Source organism: Arthrobacter sp. ov407, from assembly GCF_900102895.1.
GTDB lineage: Bacteria > Actinomycetota > Actinomycetes > Actinomycetales > Micrococcaceae > Arthrobacter.
This window is the reverse complement of the sequence record NZ_FNGD01000001.1, coordinates 364,470-382,057: the sequence shown is the minus strand read 5'-3', so window position 1 is coordinate 382,057 and position 17,588 is coordinate 364,470. Positions and strand designations below refer to the sequence as shown.

Below are 17,588 nucleotides of genomic sequence, written 5' to 3'. Positions count from 1 at the left end.
CCAACCGCCGCCCGCGGGGCGGTCGGAGTTTCAGGCGGTCGAAGGCTCAGGCGGAGACTGTCGTGACCGGCATCGAGGAGTCCGGGGCAAAGCCGATTCCGCTCGGTTCCACTCCGGCCATCACCAGTTGCGCGCCGAGTGCCGCCACCATGGCGCCGTTGTCCGTACACAGCGACAGCGGCGGCACCGTCAGCCGGATCCCGGCGGCACTGCAGCGTTGTTCGGTGAGCTGGCGCAGCCGCGAGTTGGCGGCGACGCCTCCACCGAGGAGGACCTCCGTGATCCCGTTCTCGCGGCAGGCGAGCACCGCCTTGGAGGTAATGACGTCCACCACGGCTTCCTGGAAGGCCGCGGCGATGTCCGCCACGGGAACCTCCTCGCCGCGCGCCTCGAACTGCTCCACGCAACGGGCGACGGCGGTCTTGAGCCCGCTGAAGGACCAGTCGTAGCGGTGCGGCCCGGGTTCCTCGGCGGTCCCCATGTACTTGGGCTGGGTGAGGCCGCGCGGGAACCGGATGGCCTTCGCATTGCCGGTGCGCGCGAGCTTGTCGATGGCCGGACCGCCCGGGTAGCCCAGGCCCAGGAGCCGCGCCACCTTGTCATAGGCTTCGCCGGCTGCGTCATCGATCGTGGAGCCCAGCAGCTCGACGTCGTCCGTAATGCTCCGGATCCGCAGGATCTCGGTGTGGCCGCCGGAGACCAAGAGCGCGCCCATGTTCTCCGGCAGGACGTGCGGCGGAGTGCCGGCGCCCTGCTGCAGGAGCCCGACGCCGACGTGGGCGACAAGGTGGTTGATGGCGTAGAGGGGTTTGCCGGTGGCGACGGCGAGCGCCTTGGCCGCGCACACCCCCACCATGAGTGCCCCGGCCAGGCCCGGGCCCGAGGTGACGGCGATCGCGTCGATGTCCGCCAGCGTTACGTCCGCCTCGGCGAGGGCCTCCTCAAGGGTGGGGACGAACGCGTCGAGGTGGGCGCGGGAGGCGATCTCGGGAATCACGCCGCCGAAGCGGACGTGTTCGTCCATGGAGGAAGACACGGTGTTCGTCAGCAGAGCGGCCCCCCGGACGATGCCGACGCCGGTTTCGTCACAGGACGACTCGATGCCGAGCACGAGCGGCTGGGTGCGGTTCATGGTCGGCCTGCTTCCTTGGGCTGGGGGCTGAGTGGTTCGCGGGGCAGCTGGAGCCGCATGATCAGGGCGTCCACGCCGTCGCGGTAGTAGCGGGGCCGGACGTGGATCTGCTCGAAGCCGAAGCGCCGGTAGAGCTGCTGGGCGCGGGGGTTGTCCGCCCTGACCTCGAGCAGCACGTCCTGGGCGTGGCGGCGGCGGCTTTCCACGATCAGCTCGGTAAGCAGGGCCGAGCCGATGCCCTTGCCTTCCTGCTCGGGCACCACGGCGATGGTCTGGACGTCCGAGATCGGTTCGATGCACATGAGCCCGGCATAGCCCACGATCCCGCCGTGGAACTCCGCCACGAGGTAGCGGCGGGTGTCCGTCTGCGCCAGCTCGTCGTGGAACATCCGCAGGGGCCAGGCATCCACGGGAAACAGCCGGCGTTCCAGGGCGTGGACCTCGGGGATGTCCGCGGTGTCCATGTCCCGCAGGGTGACCCCGCCGGGCAGCCTGCGCGGTGCGGCGTGTTCCGGGCTCACAGGGCACGCTTCCGGGGTCCGGGCACCTGGGCGTCGGATTCGCGCAGGTACAGGGGCGTTGAGTCCAGGAGCCGTTCCCCCGCTGCGAGCCGGGCGAGCGCGAACTGGCCCAGCGAGAGGGCCTCCGGCTGCCGGGTGCTGAACTCGGCGACCGCCTTGACGACGTCGGAGTAGATTCCTGCCCCGGCACCGTAGACGGGCAGATCCGGCAGATCCGCGGCGAATCCCACGTGCGGGCCCTCCGCCAGGTGCGGCAGCTGGGCATCGGAGAGGGTATACCGGGCCCAGTACACTTCCTTGCGGCGTGCATCGGTGGCCACAATGAACTCCGCGGCCGAGTCGGTGGATTCGGCTACCTCCAGGGCGATCGCGTCCAGGCTCATGACGCCGTACAGCGGCTTGCCCCAGACAAAGGCGAGGGTGCGGGCGGTGACGATCCCGGAGCGCAGTCCCGTAAACGGTCCGGGGCCGACGCCGGTGACGATTGCGTCGACGTCGCGGCCGCTGACACCGGCCTCGGCCAGGAGCGCGTCGATCCCCGGGGCCAGGACCTCCGCGTGGGTGCGCGTGTCTTCGGTCGCGAAGCTGGCGAGCACGGATTCCGGCGCGTCATCGGAGACCAACGCGGCGCTGGCGACGGCCGAGGTGTCGATGGCGAGGATCAGCATCAGGAGTTCCGTTCCGGGGTCTGGGGCGTGGTCTCGGGCAGGGGCTCGCTGGTGGGCACAGGTGCGGTGGCGGGCAGCGCCGGTGCTTCGGCCCAGCGCGGGCCGAAGCCGCGGATCACGACGGTCCGCGGCTCGTCGTCGTCGTCCGTGTCGAAATCCAGAACGGGACCGGCGCCGGGATTGGCAGCGGGATCGGCGTCCGCCCGCGGTGCCCCGGCGGGCATGCCCGCGGCGCCCCCGCGGGTGCGGTGGAGTTCCACCTCAAGCCGGCTGTCGCTTAGGTGCTCAACCCGGCCGCGGCCCCACTCCACCACCGTCACGGCGCTGTCCAGGGTGTTTTCGAGATCGATGTCATCGATTTCGGCGGCCGACTCCAGCCGGTAGGCGTCCACATGGACCAGGTCCGGACCGCCCGGCCGGGGTCCTTCGGGCAGGTTGGGGTGGATGCGCACCAGGACAAAGGTCGGCGAAATGATGCCGGCCCGCACGCCCAGTCCTTCCCCCAGGCCCTGCGCGAAGGTGGTCTTGCCGGCGCCCAGTTCGCCGGTCAGGACCAGCAGGTCGCCCGTCTCCAGCACGGCGCCGAGGGCCGCGGCGAGCGCATGCGTCTCCGCCGCCGTCCGGACCTCCAGGCTCCGTTCCCACGCAGGCCCGCTCACGGCCGCGCTTCGCCGGTGGAGGGCTCTTCGTGAAGGTAGCGGCGCGGCACCCGGGGGCTGATCCTGGTGACGATCTCGTAGTTATTGGTGCCGGCGGCCCTGGCCCAGTCATCGGCCGTGGGTCCGCCGTCGGCGCCGTCGCCGAACAGCACCGCCTCGGCCCCGAGGATGCTCGGTCCGCCGGCCGCCACGTGGCGGGGTCCGAGGTCGATCACCATCTGGTCCATCGCGATGCGGCCCACCACCGGATAGTTCACGCCCTCGACCCGGACCGGACCGCCGGTGGCGATGCGCGGCACGCCGTCGGCGTAGCCCAGCGGGATGAGCCCCAGGGTGCTGACGCCGTCCGTGCGGTAGTTCAGCCCGTAGGAAACGCCCTGCCCGGCGGGCACGTCCTTGCAGTGCGAAACCACGGTGCGGACGGTCATGGCCGGGCGGAGCCCGAGCTCGGCCGGGCTTTGTCCTTCGAAGGGGGACAGCCCGTACAGGCCCAGACCCACGCGAACCAGGTCAAAGTGGGTGTCCGGCCGGGAGAGGGTGGCCGGGGTGTTGGCCAGGTGGCGGACCTCCGGGTCCACTCCGGCGTCCTGGGCGACGGCGAGGACCTGGCGGAACGCGGCGAGCTGCTCGTCGGTTTCGGGCCGTTCGGGTTCGTCGGCGACGGCCAGGTGGGAGAAGATCCCCACGACCCGGAGCAGGCCCTGGTCCTGGTGTTCCATGGCCTCACCCACCAGGCTGTCCCAGGCGTCGAGGGTAGCGCCGTTGCGGCCGAGCCCGGTGTCGACCTTGAGGTGGACGCGGGCGGGCCGTTCCTGTTCGCGGGCGGCGGCCACGATCCGGTCCAGTTCCCAGCCCGAGCAGCCGATGTCGATTCCGGCGGCCACTGCGGCGCCGAAGTTGCTGTCCGGGGTGTGCAGCCAAGCCAGCAGCGGCGCCTCGATCCCGGCGGCACGCAGGGCGAGCGCCTCGGAGATGTGGGCGACGCCCAGCCAGGTGGCCCCCGCGCCGAGGGCCGCCCGGGCCACCTGGACGGCACCGTGCCCGTAGGCGTCGGCCTTGACCACGGCCATGACCTGCGCGGGTGAGGCCACCGCAGCGAGGCGGCGGACGTTGTGCCGGATGGCATCGAGGTCGATTACGGCCGAGCGCTCCTCAGCGCGGGTGGGCACTGCCGCCGACCCGGGCAGGAGATCGCCTGTTGCTGCTTGGTAAGTCACTTAACGATTCTAGGCGCGGCGCCGCGGGCCGAATAATCGGCGGCCCCGGTCTCCACTGGACATGCCCTCCCTCCCCCGCGGGACATGCCCATTCCTCGCGCCCACGGCCGAACACAACGGGTACATGTCCAAGCCTCGGCCCCGAGCGGAGGACATGCCCAGTGGTCGCAGGAAGCCGCCCCGCGGGACATGCCCATTCTTCGCGCCCAGGGCCGCACACAAATGGGTACTTGCCGCGGCTCTGTGTGTTGCACCACTGGTATGGCGGACAGTGGTCAGTCGATCCGCTCGGCCAGGGACACAATGATCCCCTCCGGACCGCGCACATAGGCCATGCGCCAGATGTGCTCGTACTGGCCGATGTCGCCGACCAGCCCGTAACCGTCCGCGGCCAGCCGGTCGACGGTCGCCTGGAGGTCGTCGACCTCGAAGGCCACGTTGCGCAGCCCCAACTCGTTGGCCATCGCCGCGGGCGATCCGGGCTGGTGGTCGGGCCGGACAAAGCTCGAGAGCTCCAGCCGGGTACCTCCGTCGGGCGGCCGCAGCATGACGACCTCGGTGCGGGAGTCGGGGATGCCGATGACCGTGTCGAGGAACTCGCCCTCCACGAACATGCGCGTGCCCTCGACCTCGAGACCGAGCCCGACGAAGAACGCCGTCGCCGCGTTGAGATCGGCAACAGTGATACCGACATGGTCGAAACGTCGTACATGTGACATGAGGTTCATCCTCCGGTGCTCATCTTGTCGATCCGTCCGAAGGGACGGATCCGACGGGATTCTCGCGGCGGTGAGCCCGGTCAGTACTCGCCCTTGATCACGAAGTAGGAGCCGCGAATAACGCCCGCAAGCTTCGATTTTTGGCGGGCGAACTTGAAGCGCGGCGCCAATTCCTCCGGAACTTCCATGCCTTCGGCAAGTTTGAACCCGACCGCTCTCTTCCCGCCGTCGATGCTGTACATGACGTTGATCGACAGCCCGGACTCGTAGAAAACGTAGGCCATCCGCAAACCGTCGACTTCGAAGGCGGTCGCTTCTAGCGGGCGGGATCCGATGACGATGTCACGCTCGTCCCGGAGGATCCGGCTCACGCGATCGACCACTTCCGGAACGTCGCTCGCGGGGCTCACTGTGAAGACGTGGTCGTATTTGTTCCGGTAATAGCGGGCCTCGTTGGCACGCAACCCGGCGAGGGCCCCAGCGACCGGAGACGATTCCAAGCCGACAGTAGAAACGTCCTTGAAGTCAACGATGTACGGCAAGCACCCTCCTGGTCAGACGTGTTCGGACCATGCTATCGCGAGGCGGCATTCGGTGAACCTGCCGTTCGTTTGACGCACGCCGGCTCCCCTGCTCCAGCACCACCCCGGGGCATGCCCATTCTTCGCGCCCAGGGCCGGGCATAACGGGTTCATGTTCCAGCCTTGGCCCCAGCGGAGGACATGTCCACTGGTGGCAGGAACGAACCCGCCCGCCCAGGCGCCCCGGCCCAGCTACGCGTCGGACAGGTGGGCGATGGTCGCCGTCGCCCGCCGCTGCGCCTCGGGCGGGACATCGCGCACGATCTCTTCCAGGAAGCGGTAGCGGCGAAGCCATTGGCTGCCTTGCCGTTCCTTCCGGGCGTTGGCCCGCTGCCACCAGTCGGCAATGTCCCCCCAGCCGGGTGCGGCAAGTGAGCCGCCCACCTCCTGGACGGCCAGGGCGGCGCACAGATTGGCGAAGCGGAGCCGGTCTCCGAGCGGCCAGCCGGCCAGGGATCCGACAATGAATGCCGCACCGAAGCAGTCACCGGCACCGGTGGGATCGTAGGCCCGGACAGGTAGGGACGGGACCCACTCCTCCTCCCCCGTTTCCGAGTCCACGGCCATGGACCCCTGGGCGCCGAGGGTGACCACCGCCACCGGAACCCTCTCCGCCAGCGAGTACAGCGCGGACCAGGGGTCGTCGCGGCCGGTGAAGTTCATGGCTTCGTGCTGGTTTGGCATGAAGGCGTGGAAGTACTTCAGGTTTTCCAGCCGCGTCGAGGACCACGCGCCGGTGGGGTCCCAGCCGACGTCGCCGAACAGCCGGACGCCGTTCTTGTGCGCGTCGATGGCCCACGGTTCAAGTTCCTCTCCCAGCTCCGCAACGGCTGCGAGCGCCGGCGGCGGGCATCCGATCAGCTCGGTAGAGGTCACCGGCGCCGGGTGCCCGTGCGTCACCATGGACCGGTCCTTCTCCACGCTCAGGGACACCGTGACGGGCGAATGCCAGCCCGGCACACGCCGGGACAGGGACAGGTCCACGTGCTCCTGGGCGGCCAGGATCTTCCAGTTGTAGTCGCCGTAGCCGTCATCGCCGAACACGGCGGCAAGACCGGTCCGCAGCCCCAGACGGGAGGCCGCGATCGCCTGGTTGGCGATACCCCCGGGGCAGCTGCCCATCCCGTCACTCCAGATTTCTGTGCCGGGCTGCGGCGCGTGGGGCAGCCCGGTAAAGATGATGTCCTGGAACACGGTCCCGGTCAGGAGCAGATCGAACCCGTCCGCGGCCGGGCTGCGGACGGCAGAGAGCGGATCAAAGCGCCGCGCCGGAGTCGCGTCCATATACGGCACACTACGCTGTACCGCCGTAGAGGGAAACCGCGGGAAGCGGGGCCTTGACGAGCGAGGAATAGACTGTCCGAATGCGGCTCACGATCGCCGGCGGGGGCGGGTTCCGGGTCCCCCTGGTTTACCGGGCGCTCTCTGCCGGCCCTTTCGCGGGGCTGGTGCGGGAGCTGGTGCTCTACGACGTCGACCCCGCCAGGCTGGCGGCCATCGAGGCGGTCCTCGCCTCCCTGGCCCTGCAGGGTCCGCCGGGTTCCGGCCCGCAGGTCCGTGCCGTGTCTTCGCTCCCCGAGGCCCTCGACGGCGCCGATATGGCCTTCGCCGCGATCCGGCCCGGCGGCACGGCCGGGCGGACCGCCGACGAGCGGATCGCCCTGGACCTCGGACTCCTGGGCCAGGAAACCACGGGCCCCGGCGGCATCTCCTACGCGCTGCGGTCCATTCCGCCGATGCTACGGCTCGCGGAGGAAATGCGGAGCCGCTGCCCCGAGGCGTGGCTGCTCAACTTCACCAACCCGGCTGGCATGGTCACGGAGGCCCTGGTCCCCGCGCTGGGGTCCAGGGTGATCGGGATTTGCGACTCCGCCAGCGGCCTGGTGCACCGCGCGGCGCGGGCTGCCGGCGTCGCGCTGCCGGAAGGCACGCTCGACGGCGTGGGCTACTACGGCCTGAACCACCTCGGCTGGCTGTACCGGTTGGAGGCGGCAGGCCGGGACGCCCTCCCGGGGCTGCTCGCCGACCCTGCGGCGCTGGCGGAGTTCGAGGAAGGCCGGTTGTTCCCGCCCGGGTTGCTGGCCGGCTTGGGCTGCCTGCCGAATGAGTACCTTTTCTACTATTACGACACGGCTCGTGCGGTGGCCGGGATGCGCGCAGCAGAGCAGACCCGGGGGGAATCCATCGCCCGGCAGCAGGCCGAACTCTATCCCCGGCTGGCTGCCGCCGGACCGGACGCTTTTGCGCTGTGGGACGCCGCCCGGCTGTCACGCGAGGAAGGCTATCTCGCCGAGGCCCGCACCTCGGGCGAACGCCGCGACGAGACCGACCTCGCCGGCGGCGGCTACGAGCGGGTGGCCCTGGCGGCCATGCGCGCCCTCTCCGGCGGCGGCGCCGCGGACCTGATCCTCAACACGCGCAACACAGTCAACACCGCCGCCGACGCGGCGCCGGAAGCGGGCGCCGCCGGGTCAGCGGCGCAGGCGGTGCCGGCCGTGCCGGGACTGCCGGCCGACGCCGTCGTCGAAGTTCCGTGCAAGGTGACGCCCGACGGCGCTGCGCCGGTCCCGCAGGATCGTCCGGGACCGGCACAGCTGGAGCTGATGCGGCGCGTCAAGGACGTCGAACGGCTCGTGGTGGAGGCGGCGACGACCGGCCGGCGGGAATCAGCCCTCGCCGCGTTCGCCAGGCATCCGCTCGTGGGTTCGGATGTTCTCGCCGGCAAACTGCTGGCCGGCTATGAAGCCGCGTTCCCGGAGCTGGGCCGTCTCTGGCGCCGCGGCCAGTAGCGACCCGCGGCCAGGGGCTGGTACGCCTAGAGCTTTCGGTACATTACGTGCAGGCCCACGTAGCCCAGTTCCGGGCGGTTGAACGCCTCGGGAATCGTCGCGAGCACCTCGAAGCCCATGGATTTCCAGGCGGCAACGGCCCGGAAATTGCTCTCCACCACGGCGTTGAACTGCATGGCCCGGAAGCCGGCGTCGCGCGCGGCGTCGAGGGAATAGGCGCAGAGGGCCCTGGCCAGTCCGCGGCCGGCCTGAGCGGGATGGACCATGTAGCCCGCGTTAGCGACATGGCTGCCGCCGCCGCCCTGGTTGGGATGCAGCTCGCCGGTGCCAAGGATTTCCCCCGCAGCCCGGCTGGCGTCGGCGGGGCCGTCCCCGGGACCGTCACCGCCACCGACGGCGACGGCGACGAAGGTCTGGCCCGGCGCCTCCTTGAACCAGCGTCCGCGGGCCTCGGCCTCGGCAGTGTCCCGGTCCCACGTAAAAGTCTCCCCGGCCCGGATGACGGGTTCCAGGATCGCCCAGATGCCCGGCCAGTCCTCCGGACGGGCCTCCCGGATAGTCCAGCCGGCTGCGGGATCAGGTTCTGTCATTGCGCTCACAGCGGCCACGTTAGCAGTACGCCCCGGTCTGGGAACGGACCCGTGCCGTGACCCGGGAACGGACCCGTGAACCGGCCGGCACTTCAGGAGTAATGTTTTATCGACATGCAGTCTGCTGAGGAAAGGGGAACCGTGTCGCTGATCCGCCGCGTCGCTTTCCTTTCCCTGCACACCTCGCCCATGGAGCAGCCCGGCTCCGGCGACGCCGGCGGAATGAACGTGTACGTCCGGGCGCTGGCCGCGGCCCTGGCCGAGACCGGCGTGGAAGTGGAGATCTTCACCCGGTCCACCTCGGCCACGCAGCCCGCCGTCGAACACCCGTCCCCGGGCGTATGCGTGCACAACGTCCTCGCCGGCCCGCCCCGGAAGCTGCCCAAAGAGGAACTTCCGGGGCTGCTGCACAGCATGGTCGCCGAGATCGACCGAATCCGGCAGCTCCAGCCGCACGGCCGGTATGACGTCATCCATTCCCACTACTGGGTGTCCGGGGTCGCCGGGCTGGAGCTTGCGGAGCTGTGGCGGCTGCCCCTCGTCCACACCATGCACACGATGGCGAAGGTCAAGAACCAGCTCCTCGAGTCCGGCGAACAGCCCGAACCGCGGCGGCGTGAGGACGGCGAGCACCGGATTGTCGACGGCGCAACCCGGCTGATCGCCAATACCGGCACCGAAGCGACCGAGCTGGTATCGCACTACAACGCCGACATCGACCACATCGACGTCGCGCCTCCCGGCGTGGACCTGGCGGTCTTCACACCGGCCTTCAGGAACCGCGCCAGGGCCCAGCACGACATCGCCCCGGGCAAGTTCCATCTGCTGTTCGCGGGCCGGATCCAGCGGCTCAAGGGCCCGCAGATCCTCATCAAGGCGGCCGCGCTCCTGCGTTCCCGGCGCCCGGACATCGACCTGCAACTGACCATCCTGGGGGCCGTCAGCGGCGCCAAGGACTTCAACCTCAAGGCGCTGATCACCGGCGCCGGAATGGACGACGTCGCCACGCACCATCCGCCGGTGAACGCCCCGGAGCTGGCTGGCTGGTACCGGTCGGCCGACGTCGTGGTGATGCCCTCCTACAGCGAGTCCTTCGGCCTGGTGGCCCTGGAGGCGCAGGCCTGCGGGACGCCCGTCCTCGCCACGAAAGTAGGCGGCCTCTCCCGCGCCGTCCAGGACGGGCGGACCGGGATGCTGATCGAGGGCCACAAAGCCAGCGACTGGGCGGACGCGCTCGAAGAGCTCTTCGACGACGCCCAAACCCGCACCGACATGGGGCGCGCCGCCGCGATCCACGCCCAGGATTTCGGCTGGCAGCGCACCGCAGCGATCACGCTGGAGAGCTACCACACCGCCGTGAGCCAGTATTTTGGAAGCCTGACCATCCCGGTGGGCCACACACCCTAAACCGGATCCGCCCTAAGCCCGCCCGGAAACACCGGACCGGGACAAACCCGCCGACGCCACGAGCCGAAGGACAAAGATGTCTGAGACCACCACTGCCGGGAACAACGTACCGAGCGACCTGGAGATTGCCCAGCGGGCCGTTATGAAGCCGATCGGGGAGATCGCGGCGGCCGCCGGCATCAACCCGGACGCACTGGAACTCTACGGACCCTACAAGGCCAAGATCGATCCGGCGAAGCTGACTGTGCCGGCGGGAACCCCCAGGCGCACCCCCGGCAAGGTGGTGCTGGTCTCGGCGATGTCGCCCACCCCCGCGGGCGAGGGAAAGTCCACCACCACGGTGGGGCTCGCGGATTCCCTGGCCCGGGCCGGGCACAGCGTGATGATCGCGCTGCGCGAACCCTCGCTCGGCCCCATCCTGGGCATGAAGGGAGGCGCCACCGGCGGCGGCTACTCCCAGGTGCTGCCGATGGACCAGATCAACCTGCACTTTACCGGCGACTTCCACGCCATCACCTCGGCGAACAACGCCCTCATGGCCCTCGTGGACAACCACATCTTCCAGGGCAACGAACTCAACATCGATCCCCGCCGGATGACGTTCAAGCGCGTCCTGGACATGAACGACCGGTCCCTCCGGGAGGTCGTGATCGGCCTGGGCGGGCCGACCCAGGGCACGCCGCGGCAGGACGGCTTCGACATCACCGTGGCCTCGGAAATCATGGCCGTGTTCTGCCTCGCCACGGACCTCAACGATTTGCGTGAGCGGCTGGGCCGGATCACGTTCGGCTACACCTACGACCGCCAGCCCGTCACGGTGGCCAACCTCGGCGTCCAGGGCGCCCTGACCATGCTGCTCAAAGACGCGATCAAGCCCAACCTCGTGCAGACCATCGCCGGCACCCCGGCCCTGGTGCACGGCGGGCCCTTCGCCAACATCGCCCACGGCTGCAACTCACTGATCGCCACGCAGACGGCCCGCAGCCTGGCGGACATCGTCATCACCGAGGCCGGTTTCGGCGCGGACCTCGGTGCCGAAAAGTACATGGACATCAAGGCGCGGATGGCCGATGTCGCCCCGTCCGCCGTCGTCCTCGTGGCCACCGTCCGGGCGCTCAAGATGCACGGCGGCGTGCCGAAAGACCGGCTCACGGAGCCGAACGTGGGGGCGCTGGCCGCCGGCGTCGCCAATCTCCAGCGCCACATCCGCAACGTCGAGAAGTTCGGCATCATCCCGGTGGTGGCGGTCAACAAATTCGGCACGGACACCGCCGAGGAGCTGGACTGGCTGCTTCAGTGGTGCGCCGCGGAGGGGGTCCAGGCTGCGGTGGCCGATGTCTGGGGCCGCGGCGGGGGTGGCGACGGCGGGGACGAGCTCGCGGCCAAGGTCGCGGCCGCGATCGACACCCCGCACGGCTTCCGGCACCTGTACCCGCTGGAGATGTCTGTGGAGGACAAGATCCGGACCATCGTGCAGGAAGTCTACGGTGCCGACGGCGTTGACTTCTCGGTGCCCGCGCTCAAACGGCTGGCGGAGATCGAGAAGAACGGCTGGTCCGGGATGCCCGTGTGCATGGCGAAGACCCAGTACTCCTTCACTGACGACGCCAGCCGGGTCGGCGCCCCCAAGGGCTTCACCATCCACGTCCGGGACCTCATCCCCAAGACCGGCGCGGGCTTTATCGTTGCTCTCACCGGCGCGGTCATGACCATGCCCGGCCTGCCCAAGGTTCCGGCAGCGATGCGGATGGACGTGGACGACGCCGGCAACCCCGTCGGCCTCTTCTAGACGCCCCCTCACATCCTGCGTCCCCCACCCGCCCCTCCCTCACATCCTGCATCCCGCCACCCGACGCACCCTCACATCCTGCATCCCCCAAGGCCGGGGTCGCCGGAACCCGTGCCCGCCTCCGCGGACCGATTTGGGACACCTGTGGATAACTCCTGCACGCCATTTCAAATGGGCTCACAATGCGACCATGAGAACGCGCACGGAACTTCCCGGCCCACTCGGCGCAGCGCCCTTCACCATCGCGGCTGCCCGGTCGGCGGGAGTGCCGAGAACCAGACTCAGACAGCCCGACATCCGTCATATCAGCCGGGGTCTCTACCGGCCCGCGGAATGGAGCTTCGAGTTGGAGACGGCGGCTCGCGCACTGTCCGCCGCGTCGCCAGGGGCCTGGATCTCGCATGTCACGGCCGCCAGGCTCCGATGCCAGCTCTTGCCTCCATGGCTTTCGGACTCTGAGGAGCTGCACCTCAGCAAGCCACGGGTGCTGCCCGAGGTCCGGCGCAAGGGCATCGTCGGGCACACGGTTCTGGCTTTGGAAGGTGAGGTCGAAACGACGGACGGCATCCGGATCAGCACGCGTCCCCGGACATGGCTCGACCTCGCCCGGCGGTTGAGCCTGTCGGAATTGGTCTGCATGGGCGACGAGCTCGTTCGGATTCCCCGGTTCGGGTTGGAGGGACGGAACGAGCCCTTCGCGACTATCGATGGGCTGCGTTCGATGGTGAGCCGCCACCCGAATTTGCAGGGAATAGTCCGCGCCCGCGCGGCACTGGACTTGATGCGAGTGGGATCCGATTCCGCTCCGGAAACACTGCTGCGCCTGGCGATGTGCGACGCTGGGCTCCCGGAACCGGAACTGCAGCTCCAGCTGCGCCCGGAAAGTCCGGCCTCACCGACGGCGGACCTTGGGTATCGGCGCCGCCGGCTGGCTGTCCAGTACGACGGCGGGCACCATCTGCTGCCCGCTCAGATCTTCAGCGACCGTCGCCGCGACAAGGCCTTCGAGGCAGCGGGATGGACGGTGCTCGTCCTGACCAAGGACGACCTTGCGGACGGCTTCGCGGGCGCCACCGCCAGGATCAAGCGAATCCTCCGCGCCGCGTATCTCAGCCCCTCGGCCGCAGCTGGCTTTTCCAACCCAGTCTTGAGGGAGCGATCCGCCGATATCGGCACAACGTGAGGGAGGATCGGGCGGGTGCTCACCACCTGTGAGGGATCGTCTCCCGTATACACCCGCACCCACGCCGGACGCACGACGCTCCCGCACCAAAGGTGCGGGAGCGTCGTGTCAGAACACCCCAAACGTGCGGGAGCGTCGGATCAACACACACCAAACGTGCGGGAGCGTCGGATCAGAACACCCCAAACGTGCGGGAGCGTCGGGGGGAAGGCGGTTAGCGCTCTAGGTCGCCGCGGATGAAGGCCTCGACCTTTTCACGGGCGAGGTCGTCGTTGAACTGCTCCGGCGGGGACTTCATGAAGTAGCTCGACGCCGAGACCAGCGGGCCGCCGATGCCGCGGTCCAGGCCGATCTTGGCGGCGCGGATGGCGTCGATGATCACGCCGGCGGAGTTGGGCGAGTCCCAGACTTCGAGCTTGTATTCCAGGGACACCGGGGCGTCGCCGAAGTTGCGGCCTTCGAGGCGGACGAAGGCCCACTTGCGGTCATCGAGCCACTGGACGTAGTCCGACGGGCCGATGTGGACGTCCTTGGCGGCGAGCTCGGCCTCGACGTTGGAGGTGACGGCCTGGGTCTTGGAGATCTTCTTGGACTCCAGCCGGTCGCGCTCGAGCATGTTCTTGAAGTCCATGTTGCCGCCGACGTTCAGCTGGTACGTGCGGTCCAGGGTGACGCCGCGGTCCTCGAACAGCTTGGCCATGACGCGGTGCGTGATGGTGGCACCAATCTGGCTCTTGATGTCATCGCCCACGATCGGCACGCCCGCGGCGGTGAACTTGTCCGCCCACTCCTTGGTGCCGGCCAGGAACACCGGCAGGGCGTTTACGAACGCCACGCCGGCATCGATCGCGCACTGGGCGTAGAACTCGGCGGCCTGCTGGGAGCCGACCGGCAAGTAGCAGACCATGACGTCAACCTTGGCGTCCTTGAGGGCCTGGACGACGTCGACGGGCTCTTCCGGGGACTGCTCGATGGTCTCGAGGTAGTACTTGCCAAGGCCGTCCAGGGTGTGGCCGCGCTGGACGGTGACACCGGTCGGCGGGACGTCGGCGATCTTGATGGTGTTGTTTTCGCTGGCCAGGATGGCGGCGGACAGATCCTGGCCCACCTTCTTGCCGTCGACGTCGAACGCGGCAACGAACTCGACGTCGCCGACGTGGTACTGGCCGAACTCCACGTGCATCAGGCCCGGAATCGTGGCCTTGGGGTCGGCGTCTTTGTAGTACTGGACGCCCTGGACCAGCGAAGTGGCGCAGTTACCTACGCCGACGATTGCAACACGAATCGGATGTGAAGACACGGAACTCCTTTTGAGAACAAGGGTGACCGGCGCGGCCGCACTTTGTTGTGCGGCGGCGGCAGGCGGACACGGCGCCGTAAGGCGCCCTTAGTAGTCTAGTCAACACCGCCGGGGCCGCGGTTGTTCCCCGCGGCCCCGGCGCTTGTATTAAGTGCGGGTTAAGTGCGGGTACCGGCTACTTCTGGGCCCACAGGTTGATGTCGGATTCGACGGCGAACTCATCGATCGCGTCGACCTCATCGGCCGTGAAATCCAGGTTGTTGATCGCGGACAGGGTGTCCTCGAGCTGCCGGACGCTGGAGGCGCCGACCAGTGCGGACGTGACGGACGAGCCCTTGCCCTGCTCGCGCAGGATCCAGGCGATGGCCAGCTGCGCCAGCGTCTGCCCGCGGCCCTCGGCGATCCGGTTGAGCCCGCGCACGCGGTCCAGCTTGTCCTCGGTGATCGTGCCTTCGTCCAAGGACTTGTGCTGGGCGGCGCGGGAGTCCGCCGGAATGCCCTTGAGGTACCGGTCGGTGAGCATGCCCTGCGCCAGCGGCGAGAACGCGATGGACCCGGCGCCCACCTGCTCCAGCACCTCGTAGAGATTGGGGCTGCCGTTCTCGGTCCAGCGGTTGAGCATGGAGTAGCTGGGCTGGTGGATCAGCAGCGGGGTGCCGAGTTCCTTGAGGATCCGCGCCGCTTCGAGGGTCTGTTCCGGGGTGTAGGACGAGATGCCGGCGTAGAGCGCCTTGCCGGAGCGCACGGCCTGGTCCAGGGCGCCCATGGTCTCTTCCATCGGCGTCTCGGGGTCCGGGCGGTGGCTGTAGAAGATGTCCACGTAGTCCAGGCCCATCCGGTCCAGCGACTGGTCCAGGCTGGCGAGGAGATATTTGCGGGATCCCCATTCGCCGAACGGGCCCGGCCACATGTCGTAGCCGGCCTTGGTGGAGATGATGAGTTCGTCGCGGTACGGACGGAAGTCGTCCTTGAGGTGGCGGCCGAAGTTCGTTTCGGCGGCGCCGGCCTCCGGGCCGTAGTTGTTGGCGAGGTCGAAGTGGTTGACGCCGAGGTCGAAGGCGCGGCGCAGGATGGCGCGCTGGGTCTCAAACGGCTTGTCGTCGCCGAAGTTATGCCACAGGCCCAATGAGATGGCCGGGAGTTTCAGGCCGCTGCGTCCCACGCGGCGGTAGGGCATGGAATCGTAGCGGGTGTCAGCTGCCAAATAAGTCATGCGTTCTATCCTGCCTTAGTTGATGAGAATCGCGGCGCTGTGGCCTGGAAGCTCGATCTGTCCGCCGTCCCCCGAGGAGTCCTCGAGCCGGACGGCGTCGTCCGTGGCCAGTGCGAGAGTGGCCCCGCGGACCGGGATCCGCCGCTCCCCGGCGGAAAAGTTCATCGCCACCTCGGTGCGGCCGCGGCGCAGCAGCAGCCAGCCCTCGTCCTCGCGGACGTCGACGGCGGTGTCCTCGAAGCCGGGTTCCGTCAGGTCCGGTGTGGTGCGACGCAGAGCGATCAGCGCACGGTACAGCTCCAGGAGGCGGGCGTGGTCCCCTCCGGTGGCCTCGGCCCAGTCGAGCTTGGACCGGGTGAAGGTCTCCGGATCCTGCGGATCGGGCACGACGGCGGGGTCCCAGCCCATCCGCTCGAACTCCCTGATCCGGCCCTCGGCCGTCGCCTTGCCCAGCTCGGGCTCCGGGTGGGAGGTGAAGAACTGCCACGGGGTGGTGGCCCCGTATTCCTCGCCCATGAACAGCATGGGCGTGAACGGCGAGGTCAGGGTGGCGACGGCGGCGAGCGCGAGCTGCCCGTAGCCCAGGGTCTGGGACAGCCTGTCCCCGGTGGCCCGGTTGCCGATCTGGTCGTGGTTCTGGCTGCACACCACCAGCGCGGCGGGGTGGACCTGGGCGGGGTTGATGGGCCGGCCGTGGTGGCGGGCGCGGAAGCTGGAGTAGCTGCCGTCGTGGAAGAAACCGCGCTCCAGGACCTTGGCGAGTGCCCCGAGCGAGTCGAAGTCGGCGTAGTAGCCCGTGGTCTCGCCGCTGACGTTGACGTGGACGGCGTGGTGGAAGTCGTCGCTCCACTGCCCGGCCAGCCCGTAGCCGTTGGTGTCCCGCGGGTAGAGCAGGCGCGGGTTATTCAGGTCCGATTCCGCGATCATCGTGGCCGGGCGCCCGGTCTCGGCGGAGATTTCGTCGGCGAGGGCGCCGAAGTCCTCCAGCAGGTGCACTGCCCGCTCGTCCTTGAAGGCGTGCACGGCGTCCAGCCGCAGGCCGTCCACGTGGTAGTCCCGCAGCCACATCGCGGCGTTGTCCAGGATGTAGCGGCGCACCTCGTCCGACTCCGGGCCGTCCAGGTTGACGGAGTTGCCCCAGGTGTTGCCCTCCCCCGATTTCAGGTAGGGCCCGAACCGCGGAAGGTAGTTGCCGCTGGGGCCGAGGTGGTTGTAGACCACATCCTGGATGACGCCAAGACCGGCGGCGTGGGCGGCGTCGACGAAGCGCTGGTAAGCGGCAGGTCCGCCGTAGCCCTCGTGCACGGCGTACCAGAGGACGCCGTCGTATCCCCAGTTGTGCGTGCCGTTGAACCCGTTGACCGGCAGCAGCTCCACGAAGTCGATGCCCAGCTCCGCCAGGTACTCCAGCTTCCCCGCGGCGGCGTCCAGTGTTCCCTCCGGCGTGAAGGTGCCCACGTGGAGTTCGTAGATGACGGCGCCCTTGAGTTCCCGTCCCGCCCATTGGCCGTCAGCCCACTGGTGGCTTCCGGCGTCGAACGTGCGGGAGAGCGCGTGGACACCCGCGGGCTGGCGGCGGGAGCGCGGGTCCGGCAGCGGGGTGGGGTCCCCGTCCACCAGGTAGCCGTAGTCCACGTCCCCGGCGGCGGGCGCCCCGGAGGCCGTCCACCAGCCGGGCGCCTCCCCGCCGCGGCGGGTCATGTCATACTTCCGGCCGTCAGCGAGGAGCGTGACCGCCTGCGCTTCGGGAGCCCAGAGATCGAAGCGGTCGCTTCCGTGTGCAGGCAAGGTCATGGCGTTCTTCCGTTCCCCAAATGTCG

16 protein-coding genes are annotated in these 17,588 nt (G+C 69.0%); 4 read left to right on the top strand and 12 right to left on the bottom strand.

The window, feature by feature from the left end; all coding sequences use genetic code 11:
* Window positions 1-46 precede the first annotated feature (46 nt).
* The 8 genes from tsaD to BLS42_RS01795 form a co-directional block, all read right to left on the bottom strand.
* A complete protein-coding gene (gene tsaD, locus BLS42_RS01830) occupies window positions 47-1,132 on the bottom strand; it encodes a tRNA (adenosine(37)-N6)-threonylcarbamoyltransferase complex transferase subunit TsaD (protein WP_090575458.1) in 1,086 nt (361 codons plus the stop codon).
* Window positions 1,129-1,596, bottom strand: coding sequence for a ribosomal protein S18-alanine N-acetyltransferase (rimI, locus tag BLS42_RS01825; RefSeq protein WP_090576061.1), 468 nt, complete (start codon window positions 1,594-1,596; stop codon window positions 1,129-1,131). The genes tsaD and rimI overlap by 4 nt, the downstream gene beginning before the upstream one ends.
* A 53-nt stretch (window positions 1,597-1,649) precedes the next feature.
* Window positions 1,650-2,321 (bottom strand): tRNA (adenosine(37)-N6)-threonylcarbamoyltransferase complex dimerization subunit type 1 TsaB, encoded by a 672-nt coding sequence (gene tsaB / locus BLS42_RS01820; RefSeq protein WP_090575456.1) that lies wholly within the window; start codon window positions 2,319-2,321, stop codon window positions 1,650-1,652.
* On the bottom strand, window positions 2,321-2,980 hold the full coding sequence (gene tsaE, locus BLS42_RS01815; RefSeq protein WP_090575455.1) for a tRNA (adenosine(37)-N6)-threonylcarbamoyltransferase complex ATPase subunit type 1 TsaE: 660 nt from the start codon (window positions 2,978-2,980) through the stop codon (window positions 2,321-2,323). Before tsaE ends, tsaB begins: the two co-directional genes overlap by 1 nt.
* Window positions 2,977-4,197 (bottom strand): alanine racemase, encoded by a 1,221-nt coding sequence (gene alr, locus BLS42_RS01810; protein ID WP_090575452.1) that lies wholly within the window; start codon window positions 4,195-4,197, stop codon window positions 2,977-2,979. The genes tsaE and alr overlap by 4 nt, the downstream gene beginning before the upstream one ends.
* Before the next feature lie 275 nt (window positions 4,198-4,472).
* Window positions 4,473-4,916 carry a VOC family protein gene (locus BLS42_RS01805; RefSeq protein ID WP_090576057.1) on the bottom strand — a complete coding sequence of 148 codons (444 nt, stop codon included), beginning with the start codon at window positions 4,914-4,916 and terminating at the stop codon, window positions 4,473-4,475.
* Between the two features lie 80 nt (window positions 4,917-4,996).
* Window positions 4,997-5,458, bottom strand: coding sequence for a phage tail protein (locus BLS42_RS01800; protein ID WP_090575449.1), 462 nt, complete (start codon window positions 5,456-5,458; stop codon window positions 4,997-4,999).
* 231 nt (window positions 5,459-5,689) lie between these two features.
* Window positions 5,690-6,781, bottom strand: coding sequence for a carbohydrate kinase family protein (locus BLS42_RS01795; protein ID WP_090575447.1), 1,092 nt, complete (start codon window positions 6,779-6,781; stop codon window positions 5,690-5,692).
* A gap of 80 nt (window positions 6,782-6,861) precedes the next feature.
* Here BLS42_RS01795 and BLS42_RS01790 point away from each other — a divergent pair, with 80 nt between their 5' ends.
* On the top strand, window positions 6,862-8,286 hold the full coding sequence (locus tag BLS42_RS01790) for a family 4 glycosyl hydrolase (protein WP_090575446.1): 1,425 nt from the start codon (window positions 6,862-6,864) through the stop codon (window positions 8,284-8,286).
* 26 nt (window positions 8,287-8,312) lie between these two features.
* On the opposite strand, the gene BLS42_RS01785 is transcribed toward BLS42_RS01790, so the two are convergent.
* Window positions 8,313-8,876 (bottom strand): GNAT family N-acetyltransferase, encoded by a 564-nt coding sequence (locus BLS42_RS01785; protein WP_090575445.1) that lies wholly within the window; start codon window positions 8,874-8,876, stop codon window positions 8,313-8,315.
* Window positions 8,877-9,017: 141 nt separating this feature from the next.
* Between BLS42_RS01785 and mshA the strand changes: the two genes are divergently transcribed.
* The 3 genes from mshA to BLS42_RS01770 all read left to right on the top strand — a co-directional run bounded on the left by mshA (window position 9,018) and on the right by BLS42_RS01770 (window position 13,255).
* Window positions 9,018-10,283, top strand: a complete 1,266-nt coding sequence (gene mshA, locus BLS42_RS01780; protein ID WP_090575442.1) for a D-inositol-3-phosphate glycosyltransferase — start codon at window positions 9,018-9,020, stop codon at window positions 10,281-10,283.
* 76 nt (window positions 10,284-10,359) lie between these two features.
* Window positions 10,360-12,072 carry a formate--tetrahydrofolate ligase gene (locus BLS42_RS01775; protein ID WP_090575440.1) on the top strand — a complete coding sequence of 571 codons (1,713 nt, stop codon included), beginning with the start codon at window positions 10,360-10,362 and terminating at the stop codon, window positions 12,070-12,072.
* 190 nt (window positions 12,073-12,262) lie between these two features.
* Entirely contained in the window at window positions 12,263-13,255 is a 993-nt protein-coding gene (locus BLS42_RS01770) for a PDDEXK family nuclease (protein ID WP_090575436.1), read from the top strand.
* 214 nt (window positions 13,256-13,469) lie between these two features.
* On the opposite strand, the gene BLS42_RS01765 is transcribed toward BLS42_RS01770, so the two are convergent.
* From BLS42_RS01765 to treZ, 3 genes are all read right to left on the bottom strand, one after another.
* Complete coding sequence (locus BLS42_RS01765) at window positions 13,470-14,555, bottom strand: inositol-3-phosphate synthase (protein ID WP_090575433.1); 1,086 nt, start codon at window positions 14,553-14,555, stop codon at window positions 13,470-13,472.
* A gap of 175 nt (window positions 14,556-14,730) precedes the next feature.
* Window positions 14,731-15,768: an L-glyceraldehyde 3-phosphate reductase gene (gene mgrA / locus BLS42_RS01760; RefSeq protein WP_090575429.1), complete on the bottom strand. Its 1,038-nt coding sequence runs from the start codon at window positions 15,766-15,768 to the stop codon at window positions 14,731-14,733.
* Between the two features lie 15 nt (window positions 15,769-15,783).
* A complete protein-coding gene (treZ, locus tag BLS42_RS01755; RefSeq protein ID WP_090575426.1) occupies window positions 15,784-17,562 on the bottom strand; it encodes a malto-oligosyltrehalose trehalohydrolase in 1,779 nt (592 codons plus the stop codon).
* Window positions 17,563-17,588: the final 26 nt, after the last annotated feature.

What these genes read in the sequence shown, in the direction of transcription:
- tsaD (WP_090575458.1), bottom strand. Translation starts at nt 1,132, where the DNA reads ATGAACCGCACCCAGCCGCTCGTGCTCGGCATCGAGTCGTCCTGTGAC.
- rimI (WP_090576061.1), bottom strand. Translation starts at nt 1,596, where the DNA reads ATGGACACCGCGGACATCCCCGAGGTCCACGCCCTGGAACGCCGGCTG.
- tsaB (WP_090575456.1), bottom strand. Translation starts at nt 2,321, where the DNA reads ATGCTGATCCTCGCCATCGACACCTCGGCCGTCGCCAGCGCCGCGTTG.
- BLS42_RS01805 (WP_090576057.1), bottom strand. Translation starts at nt 4,916, where the DNA reads ATGTCACATGTACGACGTTTCGACCATGTCGGTATCACTGTTGCCGAT.
- BLS42_RS01795 (WP_090575447.1), bottom strand. Translation starts at nt 6,781, where the DNA reads ATGGACGCGACTCCGGCGCGGCGCTTTGATCCGCTCTCTGCCGTCCGC.
- BLS42_RS01790 (WP_090575446.1), top strand. Translation starts at nt 6,862, where the DNA reads ATGCGGCTCACGATCGCCGGCGGGGGCGGGTTCCGGGTCCCCCTGGTT.
- BLS42_RS01785 (WP_090575445.1), bottom strand. Translation starts at nt 8,876, where the DNA reads ATGACAGAACCTGATCCCGCAGCCGGCTGGACTATCCGGGAGGCCCGT.
- BLS42_RS01775 (WP_090575440.1), top strand. Translation starts at nt 10,360, where the DNA reads ATGTCTGAGACCACCACTGCCGGGAACAACGTACCGAGCGACCTGGAG.
- BLS42_RS01770 (WP_090575436.1), top strand. Translation starts at nt 12,263, where the DNA reads ATGAGAACGCGCACGGAACTTCCCGGCCCACTCGGCGCAGCGCCCTTC.
- mgrA (WP_090575429.1), bottom strand. Translation starts at nt 15,768, where the DNA reads ATGACTTATTTGGCAGCTGACACCCGCTACGATTCCATGCCCTACCGC.
- treZ (WP_090575426.1), bottom strand. Translation starts at nt 17,562, where the DNA reads ATGACCTTGCCTGCACACGGAAGCGACCGCTTCGATCTCTGGGCTCCC.